Origin of the sequence: Gemmiger formicilis (genome assembly GCF_024462815.1) — a bacterium.
Taxonomy (GTDB): Bacteria; Bacillota; Clostridia; order Oscillospirales; family Ruminococcaceae; genus Gemmiger.
Window position 1 is genome coordinate 13,014 of record NZ_JANGCG010000022.1, and the last position, 24,044, is coordinate 37,057.

Genomic DNA, 24,044 nt, shown 5'->3' on the forward strand with positions numbered 1-24,044 from the left:
AAATGAAAAAAGTAGCCTTTATCTGTGTTCACAATTCCTGCCGCAGCCAGATCGCCGAGGCGCTGGGAAAGCATCTGCGCGGGAACGAGTTCGAGTTCTATTCCGCCGGAACGGAAACCAAGCCGCAGATCAATCAGGACGCTGTGCGGCTCATGAAGCAGCTTTACGGCATCGACATGGAGAAAACGCAGTATTCCAAGCTGATTTCGGATATTCCGGAGCCGGACATTGCCATCTCCATGGGCTGTGATGTGGGCTGCCCCTATATCGGAAGAGCGTTTGACGATAACTGGGGGCTGGATGATCCTACGGGGAAAAACGATGAGGAATTCAAGAAAACCATTGCCGCAATCCAAGGAAAAATACTTGAATTATGACAGATAGAGTAATGAGTATATTTACACAATAATTTAAGAGAACCCCGGCCGCTGCTCTGTTTTCAGAAGCAACGGCCGGGGTTTTCTTATCATCTATAAATCAATTCATTCAGCACAATTTCTTCCGCAGAATGTTTGATTTGGTTCATCGCGCCGACCCATGCCATCTGGTTCGTAGCTTTCAGGCTTTCAGTCACACCCTGTTTCGCGGCCATTTGCCGAATCAGCAGCTCTACCTGCTCACGGGCAGCGTTATCAATCTCGTTCAAATACGCTGTCAGCTTGCCAGCCAGCAACAGTTTCAGATACATTCCGCGCTGATGCTTCTGCAAGAAAGCCATGTGCATACGGCCATACTTGCCATAATGCGCAGGTTCTTCCTTCGGTACCCTCAAATCAGGATAATACATTCCGTCTGCACCCAGCGTATAGGTGCCGCCCATCTGCTCAAAAATTGACTTTTCCATTTGCGTATCCTTTCCGGCTTTTATCAGCCTGTGCCGGTTGCAGATACGGTTCAGATTTGCTTCAATACACTTCCAATATCTGCATTGATGCAGATAGACTTTGCTTCAATCTCTTTCGGAGCATAGGCTTCTCCCAAGTTGATGCAGGCATAGGTAGCATCCGGCCACTCATTCGCCATGCGCCAGAAAGAGAATTTTACGATTGTCGGCGTATTCATGCCAGTACCTAAATCCAGAAACAGCGTTTTCAGCCCTTTGTGCCGACGCAGAAACTCCGAATAGCGCTCGGCGGCGATATGCCACCCCTCGTCCTCGACAAAGGTATCGTCGCAGCGCAAATTCATCGTCATCGGTCTGCCACAGATCGGGCAGTGCGGCACAAGCTCGCTCGGTACGCGCATACTCTTCTGCTGCTCGACCATCTGACGCACGGTTTCTTCGTTGTCGTAGGTTTTCTGGCAGCACGGCTGACTGCACTGGAACAGGCCGTAATCGCCCTGTGTGTAGAAAAGCCGCTTTTTGTCAAAGCCCGCTTTCTGGAAACAGTGGTCCACATTGGTGGTCAGCACGAAATAGTCCTTTCCCTCTACCAGCTTCCGCAGATCATGATACACCGGCTTGGGCGCGTCCTGATAGCGGTTGATCCAGATATAGCGGCTCCAGTATGCCCAATGTTCTTCCAGCGTGTCGTAAGGATAGAACCCGCCAGAGTACATATCGTTGAAGTGATATTTCTCTGCAAAGTCATGGAAATGCTTTTCAAAGCGTTCTCCCGTATAAACAAAACCGGCTGATGTGGAAAGACCAGCTCCTGCACCGATGATGACTGCATCAGCCTGTTCTAAAGCATGGCGCAGTTTTCCGATACCGTTTACGGTATTCGTCTTGCCAAAGCTGCGAAAGCCAAACATCATGCACACCGCCTTTCCGCATAGTCTATTGTTAAGATTTGCAAATGTCCTGAATTACGCTGTTTTCTCAATGTTTTCGTTTCTGATTTTCCGGTGCGCAAAGAACAAAACACCGGCGTATTGTACCCAACGCCCAATTCCAGAAAGAGGATTTTTTGCCCTGCGCGGGTCCGGAGAAAGTTTTCATACCGTTCCGCTGCTCTGTGCCAGCCTTTGTCCTCCACGAAGGTATCATCGCTGCGCAGGTTCATGGTCAAAGGCTTCCCGCAGTGGGGACAGGTCGGAAGAAGCTCGGTCGGTATTTTCATATCCTCCTGCCGCTTGACCATCTCCCGAATGACCGCCTCATTATCAAAGGTCTCCTGACAGCACGGCTCACTGCACTGGAACAGACCATAATCGCCCTGCGTGTAGAACAGGCGCTTTTTATCAAAGCCAGCTTTCTGAACGCAGTGGTCAACATTCGTGGTGATGACAAAATAATCTTTGTCCTGTACCAGCTTCAAAAGATCATTGTAGACCGGTTTTGGAGCATCCATATAGCGGTTGATGTAAATATAGCGGCTCCAATACGCCCAATGCTCCTCCGGCGTAACAAATGGATAAAAACCTCCGGAATACATATCTTGGATACCGTACTTTTCCACAAAGTCGGAAAAGTATTTTTCAAACCGTTCTCTGGTATAGATAAATCCGGCAGAGGTGGAAAGACCGGCTCCGGCACCAATTACAACGGAATCACAGTCCCGCAAAGCTGTTTGTAGCCGTTCAAGCTGCTCGGAGTAGCTTTTCATAGATGGCTTTGTCCAAATCCTTGAAAACATTGAAGATCACCTTCTTCACACTGGTTTTTCTATTCATAAACTGTTTCACGGTTTCAACGGCGATTTGTGCCGCTAAGTCATTGGGAAAATGAAACTCCCCTGTGGAAATGCAGCAGAACGCCACGCTTTCCAAGTTGTTTTCCGCTGCCAGCGCCAAGCAGGAGCGGTAGCAGGAAGCCAACAGCTCTTTGTCGGCTTTGGTCACACGCCCATCAATGATGGGTCCAACCGTATGCAGCACATAGCGGCAGGGCAGATTGAACGCGGGCGTGATTTTTGCACGCCCGGTCGGTTCGGGATAGCCCTGCTGTTCCATCAGTTCCGCACAGGCAAGGCGCAACTCCACACCCGCAAAAGTATGAATGGCGTTATCAATACAGCGATGGTTCGTGATATAGCAGCCGGTCATACCGCTGTTGGCGGCGTTGACGATGGCATCGCATTGCAGCGTGGTAATATCGCCCTGCCAGAGGTACAGCCCCGGCTGCATGGGTGCAAGGTCAGCTGCATCGGTAATGCCCTTTGCCGCGGTTTCGCCTTGCAGATAGGCGTCCTGCGTTTGCAAAAAATCCGCATCCGCGCGCTGCGGCGCGCGAAGATTCATCAGCCCTCGTAAAAGCTGACGCTGACTGTTTGTATCGGCCGGGATACCCAAATCCCGATATGCCGGGTTTTCCTTCAAAAGCGACTGAATCAAAAACAGCCTTTTCTCGCTCTGGTTCATAGTCAACCCCTCTTTTCGATCACCTGCTTGGGGCAGGTTTCCGCACACCGCCCGCAGTGCAAGCAATGGTGTTGGTCAATCACCACAGGCTTCTTGGTAATGTCGATGCACTTCTGCGGACAGACCGAATAGCACAGCTTGCAGCCGATGCAGCCTTCGCCTACATAGTAACCCGGTGCTTCCTGTGCCGCTTTGCCGATGGTGAAGCTGTCCCGGACGATGTGCGCCGGGTCGCTGATGTCAAAATACTCACCGTCCGCTTCGTACAGGCAAAACACCTCTAACGCACTGCGGGTATCGCCGGGATAGATGGACTGCATATAGGTGTTTTTCTCAAAAACCTCATCCAGCTTCTCACTGCCGATGTTTTTGATCTTACCCCGCAGGGAGATTGAGATTTTGTTCTTAGTGGCAGACAGGGCAATGTAGCCTTGCTCCATGAGTTGGGCATAGAAGGCCTTTCCTTTGGCGGTGAGAAAATACACGCCCTGCTCGTCACTGAGCATCATGTCGATGACACGGGTCTGGGGATGTCCGTCTGCGCCGATGGTGGCAATGGTGGTGGAGTGGATATCTTCCACCAGTAATTTCAAATAATCTTGTTTCGTCATAACGTCAACGCCCTTTCAGAACTGGCGCAAGCCGTTTATAGGTCAGCATGGTAAAGCCGCCGATGACAAGTCCTTTCAGAATGTTGAAGGGCAAGGCATTGAACAGCACAATGTCCAGCTTTGTGTGGATGAAGGGCAGGAACACACCGAAAGAGGCGATCAGCTGATCCAGCGGCATGAACGTCTCAAACAGCGGCAGCAGGATGAAGTAGTTCGCCAATGCTGCGGCAGCGCCCATCACAAAGCTGGCAGCAACACAGGCAAGCAGTGCCGTTTTCTTGGTTTTGCGGTATTTATAAATAACTCCGGCAGCAACTACATAGGAAGCGCCCATCAGGAAGTTGGCGACCTCTCCGATGCCTCCGGTGGAGGTGGTCAGAAGCTGCAGGGCGTTTTTGACAAGTTCAATGAGCAGACCGGAGATCGGTTCAAAGGCAAAGGCACCGATCAGTGCCGGGAAGTCCGACAGGTCCATCCTTGCAAAGGACGGAGACAGCGGCACGGGAAATTCCACAAAGGCAAGGACATACGCCATTGCGGAAAGCAGTGCGGTCATGGTGATGGTACGGATATTGAGGGCGGCAGCGCTTTTCGGCTGCTGCATGGTAACGGTGCGGTTCATAATGCTCCTATCTTGAGGATATGCTTGGATTTGAAACAGCCTCACAGGACGGGTTTTCCTGCGGGGCTGTTTCCTCATATCTTCTTTCATCCGGACTATACCGTCGGTTACGGAATCTCACCGTATCGGGCGCTTTTGCGCTTTGCAGACTTTACTGCCGGTCAGGGATTTCACCTTGCCCCGAAGATGTTGAATTGAGAGTTTCTTAGAACTCGTAGGGAGGATTGCCGGAGAAGTCAGCGATAACGCCGTGAGCATTATCCAGATAGAACACCTCAAAGATGGGGTTGGTAGCCTCGCCGTACTGACCCTTCACGATGGGGTTTTGGATGCACATTTCCTTGGTAGCCATATTATTCTCGAACACAGCCTTGCCATGCAGACGGATCCATGCATATTCCGGGCTGGAAACGGAGATCTCCACCTCCGGGTTTTCCTGCATATCCTTGTAGACGTCCTTCTGGTTGTTGGTGCAGAACCACAGCTTGCCGTCCCGTTCGCCGGCGAACATAAACGGGCGGCACTTTGCCTTGCCGTCACGACCGACGGTAGCCAGATACTGCACAGGGTTGGCATTCAGAAATTCTACGACTTTGTTCATGATAAGTACCTCCGTAATTTGTTGTTTTCTCTTGATGGTTTTATTGTAATGCGATTTGTACGGCTTGTGAAGTACGCACATTATTGTGGTATGGTTACCTCCGGGTAACCATCAGAACTTTCCGTTCTGATTCTGCCAGGTGGACTGGTCTGCGATGGTCTCCATCACATCCCAATGCTCGGCGATCTTGCCGTTCTCCACGCGCCACAGGTCATAGTAGCTGGTGGGCGTACCGCCAAAGGTGCCTTCGCTGACGGCAAGGACGAAATTGCCCTGCGCCAGAACCATGTGAACATCATCGTACACCATGGAGATGCCCTGCTCCGCCAGAGCGCCCAGCGCGGCGTTCAGACCGGACACGCCATCGGCAATACCGGTGTTGTGCTGGATGTAATTGTCACCGTCAAAATAGTCCGGAGTCTTGTCCAGATTGTTGCCCTGCATGACATCGTAGAGGAAATTCTTGACCAGCTCACGGTTTTCCTCGGTCTTATCCAGATCCGTGATTTCCATCGTGCCGTCCGTCTGGGTGTGACCGGAGGGATTCGGCTCGGCCAGTGCTGCCAGATTGTCCCAATGCTCAGCGATCTTGCCGTTTTCGTCAAAGCGGAAGATGTCAAAGGCGACCTGCTCACCGGCACCGGCGAAATTGTACACCGTTTGCAAGAACACCTTGTCGCCGTCCTCAAAAGCACGGATGTTGTTCACCGTGGTTTTTACATCAGCGGATGCAAGATATTCTACGGAGCCGATGAAGGCGTCCGCACCGGTGCCGTATGCCAGATTGTGCTGGATGTAGCCATCCGCCAACAGGCTGCGGGCGGTGTCCGTATCGCCGGTGGCAAAGGTGTTGATGAGTGCCAGTGCCTTTTCGGTCTGGCTCTGCTCCTGCTGGGTGTTTTCAGCGGGCGTTTTGGCAGCAGCGTCCTTGGAGCCGCAGCCGGTGAGAGCCGTGCCGAGCATGGTAAGAGCCATTGTGAGAGAAAGAATTTTTTTCATTTTGAGTGACCTCCTTGGTGATTGGGCTTGCTTTTGTTCGCCTCTGGCATTATAATAATACCGTAGCTCCAATTCGTAAAGTAAGCACAATATTGTGCCGTAGTTACCAAATAGAAACTAATGGATAGTTACCGGAAAGAAACGATTGCGCCGTTGTCAGGTTTTTCGGCAATTTGGCGCTTGAAAAAATTTTTGGAGGGATTGAAATGATCGAAGCAAAAGCAAAGAATGAACTTCCCGCCTGCCCCGTGGAGACCACGCTGACCCTCATCGGGGATAAGTGGAAGGTGCTGATCCTGCGGGACCTGATGCCGGGAACCAAGCGGTTCGGCGAGCTGAAAAAGTCCATCGGCAATGTGTCGCAAAAGGTCTTGACCGCCCAACTTCGGGCAATGGAGGAAAGCGGACTGGTAAACCGCAAGGTCTACGCTGAAGTCCCGCCGAGAGTGGAATATTCGCTGACGGAACTCGGCAAGAGCCTGAAACCCATTCTGGATTCCATGTGGGCATGGGGCGAAGCATATAAAGCTAAGCAGTAAAAAAACCGAAGCAGTACCTTTTGAACCGCATCCCGTCAAGCGTACAATGAAATAAAATAAGATTTTGCTGCCAAGAGCGTACTGCCCTTGGCAGATTTTTTACGCCGCAAATGCCATCTGGTACTTTTCCATTGGCGTAACAACACCAAGATTGCGCTGTACCCGCTGGGTGTTGTAATAAGTAAATGTAATCCCGAATCATCCGAACAAGCTCCTGCTTGGAAGTAAAACGGCTGCCATAATATTTCTCGCGCTTCAAGATGCCCCAGAATCCCTCCATTGGGCCATTGTCAATGCAGTGAGCCACGCGAGACATACTCTGCGTCATACCGGCTTCCTCCAACATATGGTGAAAGGTTTGGTTGGTGTACTGAAAACCACGGTCACTGTGGAACAGTGGATGTGCATCAGGATTGGCTTTCACTGCAGCCTTGAATGTGTCAAACACAATCGGGTTGTCGTTGTGGTCACTAATAACATACGAAACGATACGTCTGTCGTACAGGTCAAGGATGGCACTCAGATAGATTTTGTGAACTCCTCGTACCATTTGAACTCTATAACATCGGTAAGCCACTTCATATTCGGTCTTGGCGCATGGAAATCACGACTGAATACATTCTCTGCCACATACTGCGGATTGGCTGCATTATTCGCACCGTATTGGGTAAATTCACATTCAATCAGATTACCATGATTCGCTTCAGATAAATTTCTTCTGCCGCAAAGCCCTTGACTTTTTGCCGATGTGCAGTATACTTTTATATAGTTAGCTATGCGTAACCGTTCAAAAACTTTATGATGCGGGAGCCTCTCTCAGAATCTCTGAAAGCACCGAAACTTCTTGACAGAGTTAGCAGCAGGGCGTATTATTTGGGCAGACTAGCCGCTGAGCAGCGGCTTTTTGCAGCGCCATAAGTTAGCTTTATCTAACTTATGGCGCTGTCCTGCCCGAAGAAATGTGTTTTTTCTTACAGGCAGAAACTAAAAGCAGAAGGAGCGTATCAGGATGAAGATCTACCATTTTGGTGCAGAGGATGCCCCGGTGCTGTTGCTGCTGCCGGGTACCTGTTGCCATTGGAAAAGCAATTTTGGTGCGGTGATTCCACTTCTGGCAGACAGTTTCCGGGTGCTGTGTGTCAGCTACGATGGCTTTGATGAAACCGAGCAGAGCGAATTTTCCACCATGCTGGAGCAAACCCAAAAGATCGAAGCCTACCTCAAGACCCACTGCGGTGGTCACATCCGGGCAGCTTACGGCTGTTCTCTGGGCGGTTCCTTCGTGGGGCTGCTGGCGGCGCGGCAGAACATCCACATGGACTACGGCATTCTGGGAAGCTCCGATTTGGATCAAGCATCGCCGTTGGCGGCAAGCTTACAGACAAATCTTCTGCTGCCATTGATCTACCCTGTGGTGAGGGACGGAAAGATTAAGGCAAAATTTCTCCAAAAGTGTCTGGACAAGTGTGCCAAAGAGTCGGGGGATTATGTCAAGGCCTTTCTGAAAATGTTCGGCGATGCCCGCCCCTATGTGACCATGCAGAGCTGCAAAAACCAGTTCTACTCCGATCTTATTACCCCGCTGCCGGATAAAATCCATGTGCCCGGCACCGAGATCCATATCTTCTACGCTTTGAAGATGGGCAAAAAATACCGCGCTCGCTATCAGCAGCATTTTGCGCATCCGGTTCTCCATGAGCAGAACTTGCAGCACGAGGAGCTGCTTGCCTGCCACCCAGGGCGGTGGGCGCAGCTTGTGAAAAGCATTGCATTGTGAACGGTAAATGGACGCAAATCATTAACGGTATGACCATCTATACGGATGCTGATCTGAAAGTGTATCTGGAGCAAGCAGGCTTTGGCAGGGTTCAGAGTCACAAAAATAAAAAGGGATGGCTGTGCGTCACAGCACAGAAATGAGGTGCGATCATGTCGAAAAAAGCAACGGAATTTCAAAGAAAAGAAATGAGCCGGATGTACCGGGGCAAGGAGATCTTTAAGCCTTTGAACACCGGCTGGATCGATGAAAATGTCGCCTGTGTGCGGGAGTGGGTGGCAAATATCTTCTTCTACCGCAAGGGCGATACCACCATTATGATTGACGCCGGATACAACTATGACCGTCTGGCGGAGAAAATGAGCTGGCTCGGTATCGACCCGCATTCCATCCGGCACATCCTCATCACCCATCAGGACACCGACCATGTAGGTGCGGTGGAGGCGGACAGTCCGGGACTGTTTCGGGATGCTGCGCTGTACATTGGCGAGATCGAGAACCGGTATCTGACCGGCGAGGTACGCCGCAGGGTCATTTACCGCCTTTACAAGCTGCCGCAGGTGACGATCAACAATGAAAAAGTGCTGCTCCGCGACGGTGAGGTCATCGACATCGACGGAATCAGGATTGAGTGTTTTCTCGTTCCCGGTCATACATGGGGGCACATGGTATACCTTGTGGACGGGAAATATCTCTTTACCGGCGATACCCTCTGGTTCGGTGCGGACGGCAGATACAGTTTTATTTCTGCGCTGGCAGAGGATAACAAGCTGGCGGTGAAGTCTCTGGCACTGCTGGAGAAAAAGCTGAAAAAACGCGGACTGCATCCGCTGTTCATTACCGGTCACACAGGTTGGACGGACAACATGGAGTTTGCCTTTGCGCACAAAAATGAGCTGTGCTCGCCTTTCAAGAAAAGAGCCCACGACCCCAATGCGCTTTACGATGCCTATGATGAATCCGATGATACTGAGGAAAACTCAAAAAGCGGGTACTTGAAGGGCGTGGGAAGATAAGGAAGTGCAGGCGGCGCACCGGCATTCTTTGGCGCGATGACGGAGCGTAATCCGAAAAAATAATGCTGCAAAAACCAAGGGGCGGATGGTATGAGAACTTTGGAATATGGAAAAGAACATGAAAAGACGCTGCTGTTTCTGCCGTGCACGGCGGAGCCGGAGTGGGCGTTCGCCGACTCGGTTGGCCTGCTTTCGCAGGATTACCATGTGATTCAGATCGTCTATGACGGTCACGGCGAAACGGGAGAAGACTTTATCTCTGTGGAGACGACAGTAGACGAGGTAACAGATTGGCTGCAAGCGCGCGGCATTACCCACTTGAACGCGGCATATGGCTGTTCTCTGGGCGGTGCGTGTCTGACACGCTTTCTCGCCTTGGGAAAAATCCCGGTCGAGCGCGCCGTTATTGATGCAGGCATTACGCCGTATCGGATGCCGCTGATTTTGCGCCGTCTCGCCTGCCTGCGTGACAATCTTGGTTTCAGGCTCATAGCGAAGAGCCGCAAGGTCCTTGAGACGGTCTATCCGCCAGAGCGCTGGACGATGCCGGGGCGCGATCCAGTGAAGGAGTATGATGCGCTGGCGGCGTATCTGAAAACCTATTCAAAACGCACCGTCCGCAACATTTTCTGGTCGGCGAACAATTATACTCTGCCGACGAAGCCGGCTGAAATGGGCTGCCAAATCACATATTGGTACGGCGAAGAGGAAAAGCAGGCGCGACACAGCAATATCTGCTTTATAAAGCAATATTTTCCACGGGCGCAACTGCATGAAATTCCGAAGATGGATCACGCGGAGCTTGTGATGATGTATCCGCAGGAATTTTACCGGAGAATCATGGCGTTCCTGACACAGGCACAGGCAGCTCAAAACGAAAGAGGCTGAAGAAAAGGAAGAATCAGAATGCTCTATCCGCAGCTTTTTGGATTCAACGGAGATATAGGTTTATGAAAATCATCGTTGCAATTGCTTTTTATTTTCTGTATTGGGGCGTATGTTTTCTTGGAACAGGCACGGACAAGAAAAATCTCATGGGGCTGCGTTCTTATCCCGAAGAAGTTCAAAACCGTGTGCGAAGCGACCATCAGCTTGGAAAGGCTGTTCCGAAGGGGAAATCCACCGCTGCCGTTTGGCTCAGCAATCTTTTGCTTTTCACAGTCGTGTTTTCCGCTTTAGGACTTGCGCTGAGAGGCGTGCTGAACTTGGACGGTTATCTGTCGGCATTTTGGTACTTTCTTGCGTTCAGCGAGGGGCTTGGGCTGTTCGATCTTTTGGTAATCGATCTTCTCTGGTGGCGCAACACAAAACGTACCCGCTTCTCTTTCCTGCCGGAGAAGAAATACTATCAAAATCCGAAAAAGCATATCGAATCGTTTTGGCGCGGTATCCCGTTGTTTGCCGCAGTCGCTGCACTGTCAGCCTTGATTGTCACGGCGCTTTGAACCATACATAGTAGAGGAATCGATGAAAAATCTAACTGCACGATGGTTTACCCGCTGGAAAGATGTCAAGCAGTAGACAATAACCTTGTTCACACAAACGAACCGTGAGGAGGCGGCAAACAGATGAAGGACGATGAACTCCCATTCGACCGCAGCTGTCATGTGCTGTATTCCAAGCCCTGCAAGAAGGAGATACAGTCGAAAATCGCACTGCATTACCCGGAAGCGGAGCGGGAGATGATATGGGAAAAGGTGCAGCGGCAGTATGTGGATTTTCTTTCAGACTGGCGCACGGATCTGGGCGGTAAACGGAACTTTCACAACGGCGCAGGCGGTACCTATGACTGTATCGCCATCATGAGCTACTATGCAGCCTGCAAAGCGGTTACATCCTTCCGCGAAATCGAGGAAATCGAGGAAAATCTGATCCTGCCGACCTTCCGCAAACTGAAATTCGTGGACTGCAACAAGCCATTCTGGAAGAAACTGATGTACAAGTCATTCGTACGGGCAAAAGCGGGCTGTGACAAGTGGCACGATTATGAGATGACGGTGGCTCCTTACGAAAAGAACAAGCCGATCTATTATGAATTTACCGCCTGTCCCGCAGCGGAATTTGCTATCAGAAACGGCCTTACAGAGATCATGCCCGCCCTGTGCAATGTGGATTTTGCAGCGATGGAGCTGCTTCACGCCAAGCTCGTGCGGACGACCACCTGCGCGAATGGCTGTAAGTGCGACTACACCATCTGCGGCGATCAGGACCCATACGGAAGGAAGCATCCCGAATACCGGGACGAAAACGGATACAGGAGGAACAGGGAATGCTCTTACAGGTGATTCTGGAAGGTCTTGGGTTGGGAGTTTTGCTGGTTCTTGTCTGTGCCGTGGGCATCCGTAAGGGGGCTGTTGGGATGGTGCATCTTTACAGCCCGGCGGTGCAGCAGCGGTGCGTGACGCTGGGACTTACAACACACGAGAAAATCAAGCGCAATTCTCTGATTTTCAAAGCCGTCTGCGTTCCCGGCTATATTGGCTATGTGCTGGTTTGCGTCTATGGGATAAACGGTGCGCACGGCTTTGCGGCGGGCTTCTGGCAGCTACTTGTCATCTTGTCCGTTATGAATCTCATTGACCGTTTTTTGATCGATGGTTACTGGGTGGGGCACACGAACGCATGGACGATCCCCGGAACAGAAGATCTAAAGCCGTACATCACCGCAAAAGACAAGCAGAAAAAATGGCTTTTCGGTACGGTAGGTATGGCAGTCATAGCGGCGGTGCTGGCGGCAATTATGACAGTACAGTGATCGGAAAGCCCCTTCCGTCAGCGGCTTTTTCCACTTTCTTGCAAAGGCCGATGCCGAAATGATGAAAATGCAGATTGTGAAAATCAACTTTTGAAAGAGGCATTTTAAATGAAATACATTCACTTTGACATTAATGGCGATGGATTTTACGGCGCATATTGGGTGTGCAAGGGCGGCTCGGACTGTGCGGTCATCGCCATGCTCGGTGACGACCCCGAGGATTATATGGCACGCTCTGCGGTGAAGTGGTTACTTCGCCTCGGCGTGAACGTATTGACCATGTCGCCCGGCAAAAAGGACTACGGCCATCACAACTATCCGCTTGAGCGCATCGAAAAAGCAATTACATGGCTCAAATCGCACGGCAACGCAAAGATCGGCATTGCGGGGGCATCAACGACTGGAACTCTCGCCCTGACGGCGGCTTCGCTATTTGGCGATATCTCTCTAAGCATCGCAATGACGCCCAGTGACTTTGTGTGGCAGGGCTTCATGCAGGGCAAAAAGGACGGTTGCAAGGAATGGCCAATCGAGGGAGAATCACTCTTTTCTTACAAGGGCAAGCCACTACCCTATATGCCGTTTTGCTATCAGCACCCTGACTATTGGCGCATAATCTCGGAGGAGTCCAAACGCACCGGCAATATGGTTGCCTCCCGCAAGCTGTTTGACGACTCTGAAGCGGCGCACCCGATTACCGAGGAGGAATTCATAAAGGTCGAGAATATCCGCGGCAAGCTGTTTCTTGTCGGCGCAGAGGACGACGCACTTTGGGACACCGCAAAATACATTCACCGCATTGAGAAACGCCTTGCGGAGAAACCGCACACCTGCGAAGTCGAGGCGGTCGTATATGAGCACTGCACGCACTTTGTTTTCCCAGACGGTATGATCAAGACCATGCTGCCTGTCGGCTCGGCACTGTTTGTAAAGCTGGCGTTCAGTGCTGCAAAAAAATATCCCAAGGAATGCAAAACGGCTCGCATTGACATTGACCGCCGCATGACACGAGTTATATGCGATTGGAGGGACAGAAAGTGACCTGTTTCGGGATGCCTTTCGTTATGTGGGCTCTGTTTGCACCGTCGTTCCGAAAGCAGCTGACCGCTGTGCTGGGCTATGATGCAGCTACCGCAAGAACTATCACGAAAAAGGCAAAGCCGCAATACCGGCAGATCATCCGCAGGCTGCCGGAGTTTGAAAAGACCGACCGCTTCAAAATGAATCTGGTCAACTGCGCTATGATCGGGGCGTTCATTCTCTCCATGCCGCAGCGCCCGGAGGTGGACAGGCTGACGGATTACTACGCAAGATCCATGATGACAAAGCCCATGCAGTGGTTCTGCCGCAAGAGCGGAAAAAGCAAGTTTACCGCAAAGGACATTGCCGCTATGAAGGCAACCGCCACTCTGAAAGCCGCCGACCGCAACCCCTACTCGTGGAACATGGAGTTTTACGAATACCCGGATGGCAGCGGCTACGAGGGACGCTTTACCAAATGCGGCATCTGTGTGCTGATGAAGGAGCTGGGACTGTACGACCTGACCCCCGCTTTGTGCCATCTGGACTACACCATGAGCGAAGCGGGCGGTGTGACAAATTTTGTGCGGCAGTATACCCTTGCCTCCGGCGGACCCTACTGCGACTGCGGGTACAAAAAGAAGGGGTGACGGACGATGAAGGCGAAGGAAACCTATCTTTCCCGTGACTTTCGGGAGACTGCGGCGCAACGCTTTCCTGCGCAGGCAAAGCAGCTAAACGCTACTTTTGATATGCGCCTGAATGCGCTGCTGGCTGAAAACGCGGGTGCAAGCAAGGAAAAGCAGTACCACCTCAAGCGGCAAATCTTACCGGGCATTGCGGCCTACGAAACCTTGCAGCGGGTCATGCCGAACGAAGAAGCACTGCAAACCGTTCACGGCTATGTGGAGCGGCTGGCGAGAACGAGCCACAAACAGCTTGCCGCCCTGCTGCAGATACCGGGGCTTTACCGCCTTGTTCCCGGCGTTTTCGTCAAATCCACGCGAAGTGTTTTCGGTCCGGCGGCGGGCTTTGCCCCAAAAGAATTGCAGACCGGTAACGGCGTCTGGCGTGTGGATATGATGAAGTGTCCCTATCACGACACCTGCGCAGAATACGGCTGCCCGGAGCTGTGCCGCTGTTTTTGTGACAGTGATGACATCAGCTATACCGGGCTGCATCCGAAGCTGATCTGGGAGAGAAGCATGACGCTGGGGCGCGGCAATGATCGCTGTGATTTTTGCATGAAGGTCCGATAATAGCGGGGAGGCAGATTGGTATGGAAATCAAACGATTCGGCAATATAGAGGGAAAGACCATTATGCTGCTGCACGGAAATCTTATGTGCTGGCGGCAGTTTGAGGATTTGATCCCGCTGCTGGAAAGGAAATTCTGCGTGTATGCCGTCAGCTTCGACGGCTTTGATGGAACCGGTGAAACGACCTACACGACTGCCCGGGATCAGGCGGACAAGTTGGCCGCTTATATTGAAAAAGAGCTTGACGGACAGTTGGATCTGCTTTTTGCAGAGTCGCTGGGCTGCGGACCGGCTGTTTTTCTGAAGGCTTCCCCAACCGTTCAGATTGATCGGATGATCCTCAGCGGGCCGGAGTATCTGGATTTCGGGGTGCTGAATCGACTGATCTTGAAGGTTATGCCACAAAAGCAGTATCGAACGGCACACGAAAAGTACATGCCTGCATGGGCGCTGCGCTTTATGGGGCAGACGGAGCAGGGAATGCAGACTATGCTCCGCCGTATCCCGAATCATATCAGCTTGGAATCCGTCCGGGCCACTTGGGCGGCAGGGCTTTATCTCTATCGGACGGACTTTCCGGTACAGCCCGATGCAAAGGTCGCCTGTTGGTACGGAGAAAAAGAAGGGCACATGAAAAAGGCCATCCAGCGGCTGCGGACGGCATATCCGGGTCTGATCGTCCGCTGCTTCCCCAGTTTTGGTCATGGTGAGATCATCAATCATCCGGCGCTGCTTGCATCGGAGCTGGAACGCTTTCTGACGGATGGCGGAACAGAGAGATGTGCTGAAGGATCAGGAAAGTGAAATACAATGAAAGTTACAACATTGGACGAGAAATCCATCCATGATATCGGCCATGCTTTCGGCTATTATGACTACGGAGAGGAAACGGGAATGTCCGCTGCCTTTTCCGGGAAAGAAGCCACGGCAAACTATATCTGCGCCTATGTGCGCGGGGTGCTGCGGGGCGGCTTTCTGCACACCACCGGCGAGCGCGGCGAGGGATATATCGCCTACAAGCTGCCAAAGGAGAAGATGGGACTCAAGACGATGTGGCCCATCGCCTGCGGAATGCTGCACAACTCCACCCTGAAGCGCCTTTTGCAATTTGGTATTGCCATCAAGCGGGGCGGGGCTTCCCTGCAAGACCGCATGGACAAGGAAAAGAAACCCTACATTTTCGTTGGACTTGTCTGTGTGCGGGAACAGTATCAGGGGCAGGGCTATATGCGAAAGGTGCTGGACCTTGCCTTTGCTGAGGGCGACCGGCTGGGTGTGCCGGTAATTCTGGAGACCGATGCCAAGTCCAAGTGCGACAAATATGTCCATCTGGGCATGGAACTTGCCGGAGTGCGGGACATCGGCGAATTTGGAAAGCTGTATGACCTGATCAAAAAACCGGACGCGGAAAAGCAGCAGTCTGTCAGTACGGAGGCATCAACATCAAAATGAAAATCACGGTTCTTGTAACGCTCATGGTATTTCTGGCATACTTTCTTGTTTTATACGGCGGGGTGGGTTTCATTCAGGACAAGCGTTTTTTCTCATCCGCACCAAAGGAAAATCTGGACGCAATCCCCGATACAAAGGAACGATTTCCCGGCGCACATAGTATCGGCTGGGTGATTGAGATCATTGCCATCCTGCTTTTTCTCGCTGCGGCGGCACTAAGCGTATGGGACGGCGTCAGAAACGGCTTCGGCTTCCTGGACTTCTTTGTGCGGTTTCTCGCCGTGCTCTACGCCATGGAGATCTACGACATCATTTTCTTTGACTGGGTGCTGCTGTGCCACTCCAATTTCTTTCCGCATTTCTATCCGGAGCTGAAGGGCGTGGTCGGTCCGCATATGTTCGGCTATAACAAGCGAACACATATCTGGCACTTTGTGATCTACATTCCCGCCTCCGCTGTGGCAGCGTGGCTTTGCGCACTGCTTTGAGGACGTGTGACAGAAGCAATCGTTTTGGGAGGCAGAGATTTTCTATGCGTGTGATAAAAAAAGTCCTGCATGAAAAAAGAAAAACAACAGAAGCCCATATCCAGCAGCTTCAGCAGGCGGGTAAACAGGGTGTCCGATATACAGCGATGATGCCGGATATTCCGTTCCTGATGTTGGGGCTAATCAGCGATATTGGCTGGATGATCCACTTGATTGCAGGTGTTATTTACTTTTGCAGAAACGGCTTTTGCCATGTGCTGGACTATGCGGCGCTACTTGCGCTGGCGGGCGTCCTGTTCGGTGTTGCGTATCTGATGTATCTGAACAAAACTCACGAAAAGGAGATTGCCACCAAGCTTCAAAAGGATTTGAGTTTTGGTATGACAGTTTATTCCGGACTGGCAGGGGCGGTTGTCGGAATGGTTCAGATCACAACAACAGGCGTTTCCTCAGTGCTTGTATGGCTCATCGTTGGCGGCGTTCTTAACTTCGTTGCAGGACTGCCGATCTACCTCTCCTTCAAAAAAGGAATTTTCTATGGGGTGCAATGACTTTATGAACCACGATGGAAGGCGAAGGAAATGGGAGCATATGCCCGATTCGCACGCAGACTGAGAGGAGAAAAACAATGATCGTACTGCAATTGTTGATTTATTGCCTGCTGTTTACCGCAATGGTAAAAATTGCCGTGATCGGCGGGGCAGTCAATGGACTGTACTTTTATCCCAAGGAGGTGCAGGATCGCGCCATCGAACTGGGACTGATCGACCGCAATACGATGAACCGGAAACGAAAATTCTTTATGATACCGTTCTTTATCGTGATGCTTGCTGCTCTTGTGCTGATCATCGGTTTGTGGAACGGGGCTTCCTCCTTTGGTGAGGCCTATTGGCAGGCGCTGCTGTTTCTTGAGGTTATGAATATCTATGACGGCGTTGTAATCGACAAGCTATGGGTCGGGCACAGCCGGTTTTGGGTGCTGCCAGGGCTTGAAGATGCGCCGTTCGTGCAGACCTGGAGGCAGGTGCTGAAAAAGCGAAGCATACTGGCGCTGATCTGGGTTGCGGGAGCGGCAATTGTCGGCGGTATTGTCCATTTGATTTTCTAAGAAGTTGGAAATTGCCCAAATGAAAAGCAGAATCATGAACTGCAATCGGAGGCAAAAAAGATGAAGACGGAGAAACCGAAAAAGCTGATTCGATGGTACATTCTCGGTGCGATCGGAGCAGTTCTGATGGCCGCCGGGGACTGGCTGCTGAGCTATATTCCGCTTCAGCAAACCGACACCGGTCTTTTCAACCGCGCCTACTATCTGTCCGGTGCCTATGGGCTGTGGAGGTCTGTGCTTGCCGTGGGGCTGGGAGCAATCGGGGGCTTTCTCTATTATTTTGTTGTAAAGGCGCTGAATGCGGACATTGACGCAAAATACCAAAAAACAAAAACCATCCAGTTCCTGTGCGGGATATTCACCGTTGCAATCGCTCTGACCATCCATACATGGGTGGCCACCATGGCGTGGTTTGCCACCTATCTGGGACCGCGTATCGGAGCGGAAGCCGCACTTGCGGCGGTCACGACCTATCAGGACGCAATGCTCCCTGCGATTCTTCCGCTGTATCTTCCGATGATACTGGTTTTCGGCATCCATTTTGTGCTGTTCCTTACTGGAAAAACACGCTATCCGAGGTGGATGCTTGCGTTTCACCCGGTCATGTGGAACCTCCTGTTGGCCGCAGTACCGGATATTGCGCAGGCGATGCAGGTGCCGGTGGCTACATGGATGTCCGTGATGAGCCAGAGCAGCACGAACAGCGCTATTGCAATCTGGTGCATTGCGGCTGCGGTTTATGAGAGAAAGCATATTCAAAAAAGGAGTCTTAAAGATGAAGCCTGATTACAAAAACTGGATTCCCAAGGGAATGCTGTTTTCGCTCGTCGCAGGAACGGCACTGTCCTTTGCGCTGCTGCTCATTTTTGGCGTATTCGGAATCGGTGTGAGCGGAAAACTGCGCATTGCGCTGGGTGTGGTATTCGGTATCGCCTTTGTCATCTGTGCAAAATACACTGAGTGGTGCGTGTATGCCTATCGGAGCTTTTCCTATGACGGCGAACGTAAGCTCTCAAAGCAGATCATCGAAGGGACAGCGCGTTATGTCACCCTGCCGGAGGGCGGCATTGGGCTGGACGTAGGCTGCGGCAGCGGAGCATTGACCATTGCCTGCGCAAAGCGCAATCCGCAGGGGAAAATGATCGGCATCGACCGCTGGGGCAAGGAATATGCTTCCTTTAGTCTGCCGCTGTGCGAAAAGAATGCTGCCGCAGAGGGAGTAAAAAACATTTCGTTCCAACGCGGGAACGCTGTGAAGCTGGATTTTCCGGATGAGAGTTTTGATGCGGTGACAAGCAACTATGTCTATCACAACATCACCGGAGAGGATAAGCAGGCGCTTTTGCTGGAAACACTGCGGGTGTTGAAAAAAGGCGGAACGTTTGCCATCCACGACCTGATGTCTGAGCGGCGATACGGGGATATGCAGGCGTTTGTCCAAAAGCTCAGGGAGATGGGCTATGAGCGCGTGGAACTGATCGATACGACCACGGGCAAATTTATGACACCCAAGGAAGCCAAACGGCTGATGCTGCACGGCTCGACCCTGTTGGTGGGAAGGAAGTAATCCGTGCGGCATCAGCGAAAACTGACCGTTCCCTTGCGGAAATCATGTAGGCAAGACTGCTAAGCGGTATATGGATGCGATGATGGCCTGTCCCCTCGGCGGCTGGGTTGCGTTTTTCGGGTCTGCAAATAAATCACGGGAGGAAAAGCGATATGAAATATAACGGTTTTTATTTCTGGATGTTCAAAAGCCCGATGAAAAAGGTTCTGGCAGAGAAATACGGCAGGAAATATGCCGCTGACATCATGAAAAAGAGCAAAAAGGTCTATCGTGAACTGGTCGAGAAAGCAGACGACATCGGTGACGATAACCCAATGGCGTACAACGAGCTGTTTGCCCTTGCCTTTGTCGCGCCCTATGTAGCGAGTGAGAAAAAAATCCCGCCGGAAACCGTACAGGAAATGATGCGCCGCTCACTCTATCATATCAAGTGGTACTTTGCAATGACCGACTTGAATACCGACAAGGGTAAGGCGGAGAACAAAAAGAGCGTTGTCAAATACGCCAAGTGGTATACGCCCGAAAAGGAGGCGGAATATCCGACCTCCTTCAAGGTGGATTTTGTCGGGCAGCCGTATGAGGGTGCCTGCTACTACCGCATCACCCGCTGCCCCATCTGTTCCTATGCGCGAAATCTCGGTGTTTCCGAACTGATGCCGTTATTCTGTGAGCTTGACGAAGTGATGATCACGCTTCAGCACGGCGTTCTGCACAGAAAACAGACGCTGGCGAATGGCGGAGAGTATTGCGACTACTTTATTACAGGCAACAAAGAACGACCTTGAATCCTGTTTCTGTTTCATCGGTGATGCCTGAATCGGAAAGCAAGGTGCTTCTTCACGATTCCTTTGCCTGGGGCTGCACCAATCCGCGCGGTCGCGATCACACCGGTTTGCATAAAGGCAACACCGCACAATTCTCGCCGTATCGGCACTTAGAATTATGCGGTATTGCCTAAAAATTATTTGAAGGAGGTCCTTTCGTGAAAAAACAGTCCGATCTTTCCCGGCTGATGGGTTATGCCGGGAACTACCGATATTTTACCTATGCCTCGTGGGTGCTGTCTGCGGTCAGCGCACTGGTGGCACTGGTGCCCTTTGTGTACATCTGGAAGATCCTGCGGGATGTGCTGAACGCTGCGCCGGACTATGCGCAGGCAGTGAACATTCCCCATTACGGCTGGATGGCAGTCTTGTTTGCGGTGCTGTCCTACCTCATTTACATTGCGGCGCTGATGTGTTCCCACCTGTCGGCGTTCCGGGTGGCGACCAATCTGCGGCTGGCAGTATCGGAGCATTTGGCGGTGCTGCCGCTGGGCTTTGCCGAAAACTTCGGCAGCGGCAAGCTGCGCAAGATCATCCACGAGAGCACCGGAGCCACCGAGACCTATCTTGCCCACCAGCTGCCCGACCAGTACAACGCCATCGCCACCCCGGTGGGGCTGCTTGTGCTGCTGCTGGCGTTCGACTGGCGGCTGGGTCTGCTGAGCCTTGCGCCGGTGGTGCTGGCGTTTCTCATCATGGCGACCATGACCGGCAAGCAGATGGCTGAAAAAATGCGGCAGTACGGCAACGCTTTGGAATCCATGTCCAACGAGGCCGTGGAGTACGTCCGGGGTATCCCGGTGGTCAAGACCTTCGGGCAATCGGTATTTTCCTTCAAAAAGTTCAAGACCACCATTGATGAGTATGAAAAGTGGGTCATCTCCTACACCAAAGATCTGCGCCTGCCCATGATGTTCTACACCGCCGCCGTCAACGGCGTGTTCGCCTTTCTGATCGCAGGCGGGCTGCTGTTCACGACCCACGGCGTCACCCCGGAGTTTCTGCTGAACCTGCTGTTCTATATCATCATCACACCGGTGATCTCCCTGACTTTGACCCGTATGATGTATATGAGCGAGAGCAAGATGGTGGTAGCGGATGCGCTGGCACGCATCGACTCGGTGCTGGAGGCGGCGCCCATGCAGGTGCAGGCTGTTCCGCAGCACCCGCAGGATGCCTCCGTCACGTTGCGGGATGTGCATTTCAGCTACGACGGAAAAACCGAGGTCATCAAGGGTGTTTCGCTGGAGATTCAGCCGGGACAGACCGTAGCTTTTGTAGGACCATCCGGCGGCGGAAAATCTACGCTGGCAAACCTTGTCTGCCGGTTCTTTGATGTGCAGAGCGGCAGCGTCCGGGTGGGCGGAGTGGATGTGCGGGCTATCCCCAAGGAAGAGTTGATGGACACCATCTCCTTCGTGTTCCAGAACAGCCGCCTGCTCAAGGGCAGCATTCTGGACAACGTCCGTCTGGGCAGACCGCAGGCCACCGAAGCCGAGGTGCTGGCAGCTTTGAAAGCCGCGCAGTGCATGGATATTATAGAGAAGTTCCCGGCGGGCATCCATACCGTCATTGGCACCAAGGGCGTGTATCTTTCCGGCGGCGAGCAGCAGCGCATTGCCATTGCCCGCGCTATGCTGAAAAATGCACCCATCCTGATTTTGGACGAAGCTACCGCCTTTGCCGACCCGGACAACGAAGCAAAGGTGCAGGCAGCATTTGCCCAGCTTGCCAAGGGCAAAACCGTGCTGATGATCGCACACCGCCTGTCCACCGTCGCCAACGCCGACTGCATCTATGTGGTGCAGGATGGGCAGATTGCGGAATCCGGCACAAAGGAGGAACTGTGCGCGCAGAACGGCCTGTTTGCCCGGATGTGGCAGGAGTATCAGGCTTCGGTGCAGTGGAAGGTTGCAAAGGAGGGGTAAGGAATGATCGAAAGAATTCAACACGCCACAGCCAGCTCCCCGGAGGGCGCAAAGGGGCTTGTAAAGGGCGTTCTGGCCTGTGCGTTCCAGAACATGGCGTTCATGCTGCCCACCGGGCTGCTGTATCTTCTGGTAAAAGACCTGCTGGCAGGCTCTACGAGCAGGAGAAGCACCTTTTATCTGCTGGGATGCGTTGCCTGCTTTGTGCTGATTTTGCTGACCACATGGTTCCAATACAACGGCACCTATTTTACCACCTATAAAGAGAGCGGCACCCGCCGCCTGACCCTTGCGGAGCGGCTGCGGAAGCTGCCTCTGTCCTTTTTCGGCAAGCGAGACCTTGCCGACCTGACCAGCACCATCATGGCAGACTGCGAGGTACTGGAAAAGGACTGCTCCCACTTCATCCCCGGTCTGTTCGGCTCCCTCATTTCCACGGTGCTCATTGCCCTGAGCCTGTTTGCATTTGAATGGCGGATGGCACTGGCGGCTCTGTGGGTCATTCCGGTATCCGCTGCCATCGTGGTGGGCAGCTACCGGGTGCAGGACAGGGTACAGGCCAAGACCATGGCTGCGAAAATGGCCTGTGCGGACGGCATTCAGGAGTACATCGAGACCCTCCGGGACCTGAAAGCCGGCAATGCGGAGCAACGGTATCTGTCTGGTCTTTCCGGCAAAATTCGGGCAGTGGAAAAGCAGTCTATTGTGGCAGAGCTGGAAACAGCGCTGTTTGTGTCCTCCGCCGGCATGGTGCTCAAGCTGGGTATTGCGTCGGTGGCGCTCACCGGTTCGGTGCTGCTGGTGCAGGGCAGCATCGACGTACTGACCCTGTTTCTGTTCCTGATGGCGGCATCCAGGATGTACGACCCTATGCAGGGCGCATTGCAGAACCTGGCGGCGGTCATTGCCATGCGCACCAATGTGGGGCGGATGAATGAGATTCTGGACGCTCCCCTGCAGACCGGCAGCGAGCAGCTGACCAATCAGGGCTGTGATATCGTGTTCGACCATGTGGGCTTTGCCTATAACTCCGGCGAGACGGTTCTGCGGGATGTTTCTTTTACCGCAAAGCAGGGCGAGGTCACGGCACTGGTGGGCCCCTCCGGCGGCGGCAAAACTACCGTTTCCCGGCTGGCGGCACGGTTCTGGGATTACCAGAAGGGCAGCATCACCGTGGGCGGCATGGAGGTTTCCCAAATCGACCCGGAAAAACTCATGAGCCTGTATTCCATCGTCTTTCAGGATGTGACCCTGTTTGACAACACGATTCTGGAAAACATCCGTCTGGGGCGCAAGGGTGCCACCGACGAGGAGGTCCTTGCGGCAGCAAAGCTGGCAAACTGCGAGGAATTTGCCGAGAAGCTGCCGGACAAGTGGAACACCAACATCGGTGAGAACGGCTGCGCTCTTTCCGGCGGTGAGCGTCAGCGCATTTCCATCGCCCGCGCCTTCCTGAAGGATGCGCCCATCATCCTGCTGGACGAAGCCACCGCCAGCTTGGATGTAGAAAACGAAACTGCCATTCAGGAGGCTCTATCCCGGCTGATTAAAAACAAAACCGTCCTCATCATCGCCCACCGGATGCGCACCGTGGCCGGTGCGGATCAGGTGGTAGTGCTGTCGGGCGGCATCGTGGCCGAGCAGGGCAGCCCGGCAGAGCTGTACGCCCGGAAGGGACTGTACGCTCACATGGTGGATCTGCAGTCGACAAGCCAGAGCTGGACGATTTGAGAAGGCGTGCGGGATTTTCCCGAAAAGCGGCTTATATAATGATAAAATCCCGGTGTGTTCGTTATACGAAAGCCGCCCTCAAAAGAACACATCATCGTTCAATTGTGTATAAATGGGGGCACATATAAATCCAATCAATCAGAATTCCAAAAGACTGAGCATCCCCGACCTGATCTTGGTCGATGTGTTTACGGCTATCTATTTTGTGTTAGTGACGATTGCCAACTCCGCATGGCTTTTGCGGGATCACATGATTGTCTACACCTATTTCAATTTTGGTTGCAAAGAATACCTCACCGAGACAGAACGCAAGTTCTTTTTGCCATGGAGAGTTCCGGCGTTTGTGATTTTCCTTAGCTTGCAGTTGCTGTCCTACTTCCGGTTCAGCATTATCTAGGGCGAGAAGTACGCCGCCTACCTGCAAAACATAGCAATGAGCGCGCTG

General features: G+C 52.5%; 31 protein-coding genes and 1 riboswitch. Of the genes, 21 read left to right on the top strand and 10 right to left on the bottom strand.

The features are described 5' to 3' along the window. The first annotated feature begins 2 nt into the window (after nucleotides 1-2). Nucleotides 3-377 carry an arsenate reductase/protein-tyrosine-phosphatase family protein gene (locus NE623_RS13110; protein ID WP_256273146.1) on the top strand — a complete coding sequence of 125 codons (375 nt, stop codon included), beginning with the start codon at nucleotides 3-5 and terminating at the stop codon, nucleotides 375-377. Nucleotides 378-466: 89 nt separating this feature from the next. On the opposite strand, the gene NE623_RS13115 is transcribed toward NE623_RS13110, so the two are convergent. The 8 genes from NE623_RS13115 to NE623_RS13150 all read right to left on the bottom strand — a co-directional run bounded on the left by NE623_RS13115 (nucleotide 467) and on the right by NE623_RS13150 (nucleotide 6,136). Next, a complete protein-coding gene (locus NE623_RS13115) occupies nucleotides 467-844 on the bottom strand; it encodes a TnpV protein (protein WP_256273145.1) in 378 nt (125 codons plus the stop codon). 50 nt (nucleotides 845-894) lie between these two features. Continuing rightward, nucleotides 895-1,758, bottom strand: a complete 864-nt coding sequence (locus tag NE623_RS13120) for an SIR2 family NAD-dependent protein deacylase (protein ID WP_370866756.1) — start codon at nucleotides 1,756-1,758, stop codon at nucleotides 895-897. Further along, entirely contained in the window at nucleotides 1,755-2,549 is a 795-nt protein-coding gene (locus NE623_RS13125) for an SIR2 family NAD-dependent protein deacylase (RefSeq protein ID WP_256273144.1), read from the bottom strand. Before NE623_RS13125 ends, NE623_RS13120 begins: the two co-directional genes overlap by 4 nt. Beyond that, the gene (locus NE623_RS13130; RefSeq protein WP_256273143.1) at nucleotides 2,524-3,303 is read right to left on the bottom strand and encodes a protein-ADP-ribose hydrolase; all 780 of its coding nucleotides are present in this window, start codon (nucleotides 3,301-3,303) and stop codon (nucleotides 2,524-2,526) included. Before NE623_RS13130 ends, NE623_RS13125 begins: the two co-directional genes overlap by 26 nt. 2 nt (nucleotides 3,304-3,305) lie before the next feature. Further along, on the bottom strand, nucleotides 3,306-3,914 hold the full coding sequence (locus NE623_RS13135) for a 4Fe-4S binding protein (protein WP_256273142.1): 609 nt from the start codon (nucleotides 3,912-3,914) through the stop codon (nucleotides 3,306-3,308). Nucleotides 3,915-3,918: 4 nt separating this feature from the next. Next, nucleotides 3,919-4,536 carry an ECF transporter S component gene (locus NE623_RS13140; protein ID WP_256273141.1) on the bottom strand — a complete coding sequence of 206 codons (618 nt, stop codon included), beginning with the start codon at nucleotides 4,534-4,536 and terminating at the stop codon, nucleotides 3,919-3,921. Nucleotides 4,537-4,610: 74 nt separating this feature from the next. Continuing rightward, nucleotides 4,611-4,728: riboswitch (FMN riboswitch) on the bottom strand. 13 nt (nucleotides 4,729-4,741) lie between these two features. Then, a complete protein-coding gene (locus NE623_RS13145) occupies nucleotides 4,742-5,137 on the bottom strand; it encodes a pyridoxamine 5'-phosphate oxidase family protein (RefSeq protein ID WP_256273140.1) in 396 nt (131 codons plus the stop codon). Nucleotides 5,138-5,248: 111 nt separating this feature from the next. Continuing rightward, nucleotides 5,249-6,136: a nuclear transport factor 2 family protein gene (locus tag NE623_RS13150; protein WP_256273139.1), complete on the bottom strand. Its 888-nt coding sequence runs from the start codon at nucleotides 6,134-6,136 to the stop codon at nucleotides 5,249-5,251. Nucleotides 6,137-6,342: 206 nt separating this feature from the next. Here NE623_RS13150 and NE623_RS13155 point away from each other — a divergent pair, with 206 nt between their 5' ends. Then, nucleotides 6,343-6,675: a winged helix-turn-helix transcriptional regulator gene (locus NE623_RS13155; protein WP_256273138.1), complete on the top strand. Its 333-nt coding sequence runs from the start codon at nucleotides 6,343-6,345 to the stop codon at nucleotides 6,673-6,675. Here the strand turns inward: NE623_RS13155 and NE623_RS13160 are convergent. Further along, nucleotides 6,665-7,225, bottom strand: coding sequence for a DDE-type integrase/transposase/recombinase (locus NE623_RS13160; RefSeq protein WP_256273137.1), 561 nt, complete (start codon nucleotides 7,223-7,225; stop codon nucleotides 6,665-6,667). The two genes, NE623_RS13155 and NE623_RS13160, sit on opposite strands and share 11 nt — an antisense overlap. A 459-nt stretch (nucleotides 7,226-7,684) precedes the next feature. Here NE623_RS13160 and NE623_RS13165 point away from each other — a divergent pair, with 459 nt between their 5' ends. The 19 genes from NE623_RS13165 (at nucleotide 7,685) to NE623_RS13260 (ending at nucleotide 23,599) form a co-directional block, all read left to right on the top strand. Next, nucleotides 7,685-8,452 carry an alpha/beta fold hydrolase gene (locus NE623_RS13165; RefSeq protein WP_256273136.1) on the top strand — a complete coding sequence of 256 codons (768 nt, stop codon included), beginning with the start codon at nucleotides 7,685-7,687 and terminating at the stop codon, nucleotides 8,450-8,452. Nucleotides 8,453-8,604: 152 nt separating this feature from the next. Next, nucleotides 8,605-9,468 carry an MBL fold metallo-hydrolase gene (locus NE623_RS13170; RefSeq protein ID WP_256273135.1) on the top strand — a complete coding sequence of 288 codons (864 nt, stop codon included), beginning with the start codon at nucleotides 8,605-8,607 and terminating at the stop codon, nucleotides 9,466-9,468. A gap of 90 nt (nucleotides 9,469-9,558) precedes the next feature. Next, the gene (locus NE623_RS13175; protein WP_005935787.1) at nucleotides 9,559-10,356 is read left to right on the top strand and encodes an alpha/beta fold hydrolase; all 798 of its coding nucleotides are present in this window, start codon (nucleotides 9,559-9,561) and stop codon (nucleotides 10,354-10,356) included. Between the two features lie 62 nt (nucleotides 10,357-10,418). Then, nucleotides 10,419-10,913 carry an ABC transporter permease gene (locus NE623_RS13180; RefSeq protein ID WP_256273134.1) on the top strand — a complete coding sequence of 165 codons (495 nt, stop codon included), beginning with the start codon at nucleotides 10,419-10,421 and terminating at the stop codon, nucleotides 10,911-10,913. Nucleotides 10,914-11,036: 123 nt separating this feature from the next. After that, complete coding sequence (locus NE623_RS13185) at nucleotides 11,037-11,753, top strand: L-2-amino-thiazoline-4-carboxylic acid hydrolase (protein WP_256273133.1); 717 nt, start codon at nucleotides 11,037-11,039, stop codon at nucleotides 11,751-11,753. Continuing rightward, nucleotides 11,738-12,223 carry a hypothetical protein gene (locus tag NE623_RS13190; RefSeq protein WP_256273132.1) on the top strand — a complete coding sequence of 162 codons (486 nt, stop codon included), beginning with the start codon at nucleotides 11,738-11,740 and terminating at the stop codon, nucleotides 12,221-12,223. The genes NE623_RS13185 and NE623_RS13190 overlap by 16 nt, the downstream gene beginning before the upstream one ends. A 108-nt stretch (nucleotides 12,224-12,331) precedes the next feature. Then, nucleotides 12,332-13,264, top strand: a complete 933-nt coding sequence (locus tag NE623_RS13200) for an acyl-CoA thioester hydrolase/BAAT C-terminal domain-containing protein (protein ID WP_256273131.1) — start codon at nucleotides 12,332-12,334, stop codon at nucleotides 13,262-13,264. A 23-nt stretch (nucleotides 13,265-13,287) separates the two neighbouring features. Beyond that, a complete protein-coding gene (locus NE623_RS13205) occupies nucleotides 13,288-13,893 on the top strand; it encodes an L-2-amino-thiazoline-4-carboxylic acid hydrolase (RefSeq protein ID WP_305146172.1) in 606 nt (201 codons plus the stop codon). Between the two features lie 6 nt (nucleotides 13,894-13,899). Continuing rightward, a complete protein-coding gene (locus tag NE623_RS13210; protein ID WP_256273129.1) occupies nucleotides 13,900-14,502 on the top strand; it encodes an L-2-amino-thiazoline-4-carboxylic acid hydrolase in 603 nt (200 codons plus the stop codon). Between the two features lie 20 nt (nucleotides 14,503-14,522). Next, nucleotides 14,523-15,305: an alpha/beta fold hydrolase gene (locus NE623_RS13215; RefSeq protein WP_256273128.1), complete on the top strand. Its 783-nt coding sequence runs from the start codon at nucleotides 14,523-14,525 to the stop codon at nucleotides 15,303-15,305. Nucleotides 15,306-15,311: 6 nt separating this feature from the next. Continuing rightward, on the top strand, nucleotides 15,312-15,953 hold the full coding sequence (locus NE623_RS13220; protein ID WP_256273127.1) for a GNAT family N-acetyltransferase: 642 nt from the start codon (nucleotides 15,312-15,314) through the stop codon (nucleotides 15,951-15,953). Continuing rightward, the gene (locus tag NE623_RS13225) at nucleotides 15,950-16,441 is read left to right on the top strand and encodes a hypothetical protein (RefSeq protein WP_256273126.1); all 492 of its coding nucleotides are present in this window, start codon (nucleotides 15,950-15,952) and stop codon (nucleotides 16,439-16,441) included. The genes NE623_RS13220 and NE623_RS13225 overlap by 4 nt, the downstream gene beginning before the upstream one ends. A 44-nt stretch (nucleotides 16,442-16,485) precedes the next feature. Continuing rightward, nucleotides 16,486-16,992 carry a hypothetical protein gene (locus NE623_RS13230; protein WP_256273125.1) on the top strand — a complete coding sequence of 169 codons (507 nt, stop codon included), beginning with the start codon at nucleotides 16,486-16,488 and terminating at the stop codon, nucleotides 16,990-16,992. A gap of 77 nt (nucleotides 16,993-17,069) precedes the next feature. After that, a complete protein-coding gene (locus NE623_RS13235; protein ID WP_256273124.1) occupies nucleotides 17,070-17,549 on the top strand; it encodes a hypothetical protein in 480 nt (159 codons plus the stop codon). Nucleotides 17,550-17,609: 60 nt separating this feature from the next. After that, nucleotides 17,610-18,335: a DUF6796 family protein gene (locus tag NE623_RS13240; protein WP_256273123.1), complete on the top strand. Its 726-nt coding sequence runs from the start codon at nucleotides 17,610-17,612 to the stop codon at nucleotides 18,333-18,335. Then, on the top strand, nucleotides 18,325-19,116 hold the full coding sequence (locus NE623_RS13245; RefSeq protein WP_256273122.1) for a class I SAM-dependent methyltransferase: 792 nt from the start codon (nucleotides 18,325-18,327) through the stop codon (nucleotides 19,114-19,116). Before NE623_RS13240 ends, NE623_RS13245 begins: the two co-directional genes overlap by 11 nt. A gap of 152 nt (nucleotides 19,117-19,268) precedes the next feature. Then, nucleotides 19,269-19,901 carry an L-2-amino-thiazoline-4-carboxylic acid hydrolase gene (locus NE623_RS13250; RefSeq protein WP_256273121.1) on the top strand — a complete coding sequence of 211 codons (633 nt, stop codon included), beginning with the start codon at nucleotides 19,269-19,271 and terminating at the stop codon, nucleotides 19,899-19,901. Nucleotides 19,902-20,098: 197 nt separating this feature from the next. Further along, on the top strand, nucleotides 20,099-21,868 hold the full coding sequence (locus NE623_RS13255; RefSeq protein WP_256273120.1) for an ABC transporter ATP-binding protein: 1,770 nt from the start codon (nucleotides 20,099-20,101) through the stop codon (nucleotides 21,866-21,868). 3 nt (nucleotides 21,869-21,871) lie between these two features. Further along, a complete protein-coding gene (locus NE623_RS13260; protein ID WP_256273119.1) occupies nucleotides 21,872-23,599 on the top strand; it encodes an ABC transporter ATP-binding protein in 1,728 nt (575 codons plus the stop codon). A gap of 208 nt (nucleotides 23,600-23,807) precedes the next feature. Here the strand turns inward: NE623_RS13260 and NE623_RS13265 are convergent. Next, the coding region (locus NE623_RS13265; protein ID WP_256273118.1) for a hypothetical protein at nucleotides 23,808-24,044 on the bottom strand (237 nt) is incomplete at its 5' end.

What these genes read in the sequence shown, in the direction of transcription:
- NE623_RS13110 (WP_256273146.1), top strand. Translation starts at nt 3, where the DNA reads ATGAAAAAAGTAGCCTTTATCTGTGTTCACAATTCCTGCCGCAGCCAG.
- NE623_RS13115 (WP_256273145.1), bottom strand. Translation starts at nt 844, where the DNA reads ATGGAAAAGTCAATTTTTGAGCAGATGGGCGGCACCTATACGCTGGGT.
- NE623_RS13120 (WP_370866756.1), bottom strand. Translation starts at nt 1,758, where the DNA reads ATGATGTTTGGCTTTCGCAGCTTTGGCAAGACGAATACCGTAAACGGT.
- NE623_RS13125 (WP_256273144.1), bottom strand. Translation starts at nt 2,549, where the DNA reads ATGAAAAGCTACTCCGAGCAGCTTGAACGGCTACAAACAGCTTTGCGG.
- NE623_RS13130 (WP_256273143.1), bottom strand. Translation starts at nt 3,303, where the DNA reads ATGAACCAGAGCGAGAAAAGGCTGTTTTTGATTCAGTCGCTTTTGAAG.
- NE623_RS13135 (WP_256273142.1), bottom strand. Translation starts at nt 3,914, where the DNA reads ATGACGAAACAAGATTATTTGAAATTACTGGTGGAAGATATCCACTCC.
- NE623_RS13140 (WP_256273141.1), bottom strand. Translation starts at nt 4,536, where the DNA reads ATGAACCGCACCGTTACCATGCAGCAGCCGAAAAGCGCTGCCGCCCTC.
- NE623_RS13145 (WP_256273140.1), bottom strand. Translation starts at nt 5,137, where the DNA reads ATGAACAAAGTCGTAGAATTTCTGAATGCCAACCCTGTGCAGTATCTG.
- NE623_RS13150 (WP_256273139.1), bottom strand. Translation starts at nt 6,136, where the DNA reads ATGAAAAAAATTCTTTCTCTCACAATGGCTCTTACCATGCTCGGCACG.
- NE623_RS13155 (WP_256273138.1), top strand. Translation starts at nt 6,343, where the DNA reads ATGATCGAAGCAAAAGCAAAGAATGAACTTCCCGCCTGCCCCGTGGAG.
- NE623_RS13160 (WP_256273137.1), bottom strand. Translation starts at nt 7,225, where the DNA reads ATGGTACGAGGAGTTCACAAAATCTATCTGAGTGCCATCCTTGACCTG.
- NE623_RS13165 (WP_256273136.1), top strand. Translation starts at nt 7,685, where the DNA reads ATGAAGATCTACCATTTTGGTGCAGAGGATGCCCCGGTGCTGTTGCTG.
- NE623_RS13170 (WP_256273135.1), top strand. Translation starts at nt 8,605, where the DNA reads ATGTCGAAAAAAGCAACGGAATTTCAAAGAAAAGAAATGAGCCGGATG.
- NE623_RS13175 (WP_005935787.1), top strand. Translation starts at nt 9,559, where the DNA reads ATGAGAACTTTGGAATATGGAAAAGAACATGAAAAGACGCTGCTGTTT.
- NE623_RS13180 (WP_256273134.1), top strand. Translation starts at nt 10,419, where the DNA reads ATGAAAATCATCGTTGCAATTGCTTTTTATTTTCTGTATTGGGGCGTA.
- NE623_RS13185 (WP_256273133.1), top strand. Translation starts at nt 11,037, where the DNA reads ATGAAGGACGATGAACTCCCATTCGACCGCAGCTGTCATGTGCTGTAT.
- NE623_RS13190 (WP_256273132.1), top strand. Translation starts at nt 11,738, where the DNA reads ATGCTCTTACAGGTGATTCTGGAAGGTCTTGGGTTGGGAGTTTTGCTG.
- NE623_RS13200 (WP_256273131.1), top strand. Translation starts at nt 12,332, where the DNA reads ATGAAATACATTCACTTTGACATTAATGGCGATGGATTTTACGGCGCA.
- NE623_RS13205 (WP_305146172.1), top strand. Translation starts at nt 13,288, where the DNA reads ATGTGGGCTCTGTTTGCACCGTCGTTCCGAAAGCAGCTGACCGCTGTG.
- NE623_RS13210 (WP_256273129.1), top strand. Translation starts at nt 13,900, where the DNA reads ATGAAGGCGAAGGAAACCTATCTTTCCCGTGACTTTCGGGAGACTGCG.
- NE623_RS13215 (WP_256273128.1), top strand. Translation starts at nt 14,523, where the DNA reads ATGGAAATCAAACGATTCGGCAATATAGAGGGAAAGACCATTATGCTG.
- NE623_RS13220 (WP_256273127.1), top strand. Translation starts at nt 15,312, where the DNA reads ATGAAAGTTACAACATTGGACGAGAAATCCATCCATGATATCGGCCAT.
- NE623_RS13225 (WP_256273126.1), top strand. Translation starts at nt 15,950, where the DNA reads ATGAAAATCACGGTTCTTGTAACGCTCATGGTATTTCTGGCATACTTT.
- NE623_RS13230 (WP_256273125.1), top strand. Translation starts at nt 16,486, where the DNA reads ATGCGTGTGATAAAAAAAGTCCTGCATGAAAAAAGAAAAACAACAGAA.
- NE623_RS13235 (WP_256273124.1), top strand. Translation starts at nt 17,070, where the DNA reads ATGATCGTACTGCAATTGTTGATTTATTGCCTGCTGTTTACCGCAATG.
- NE623_RS13240 (WP_256273123.1), top strand. Translation starts at nt 17,610, where the DNA reads ATGAAGACGGAGAAACCGAAAAAGCTGATTCGATGGTACATTCTCGGT.
- NE623_RS13245 (WP_256273122.1), top strand. Translation starts at nt 18,325, where the DNA reads ATGAAGCCTGATTACAAAAACTGGATTCCCAAGGGAATGCTGTTTTCG.
- NE623_RS13250 (WP_256273121.1), top strand. Translation starts at nt 19,269, where the DNA reads ATGAAATATAACGGTTTTTATTTCTGGATGTTCAAAAGCCCGATGAAA.
- NE623_RS13260 (WP_256273119.1), top strand. Translation starts at nt 21,872, where the DNA reads ATGATCGAAAGAATTCAACACGCCACAGCCAGCTCCCCGGAGGGCGCA.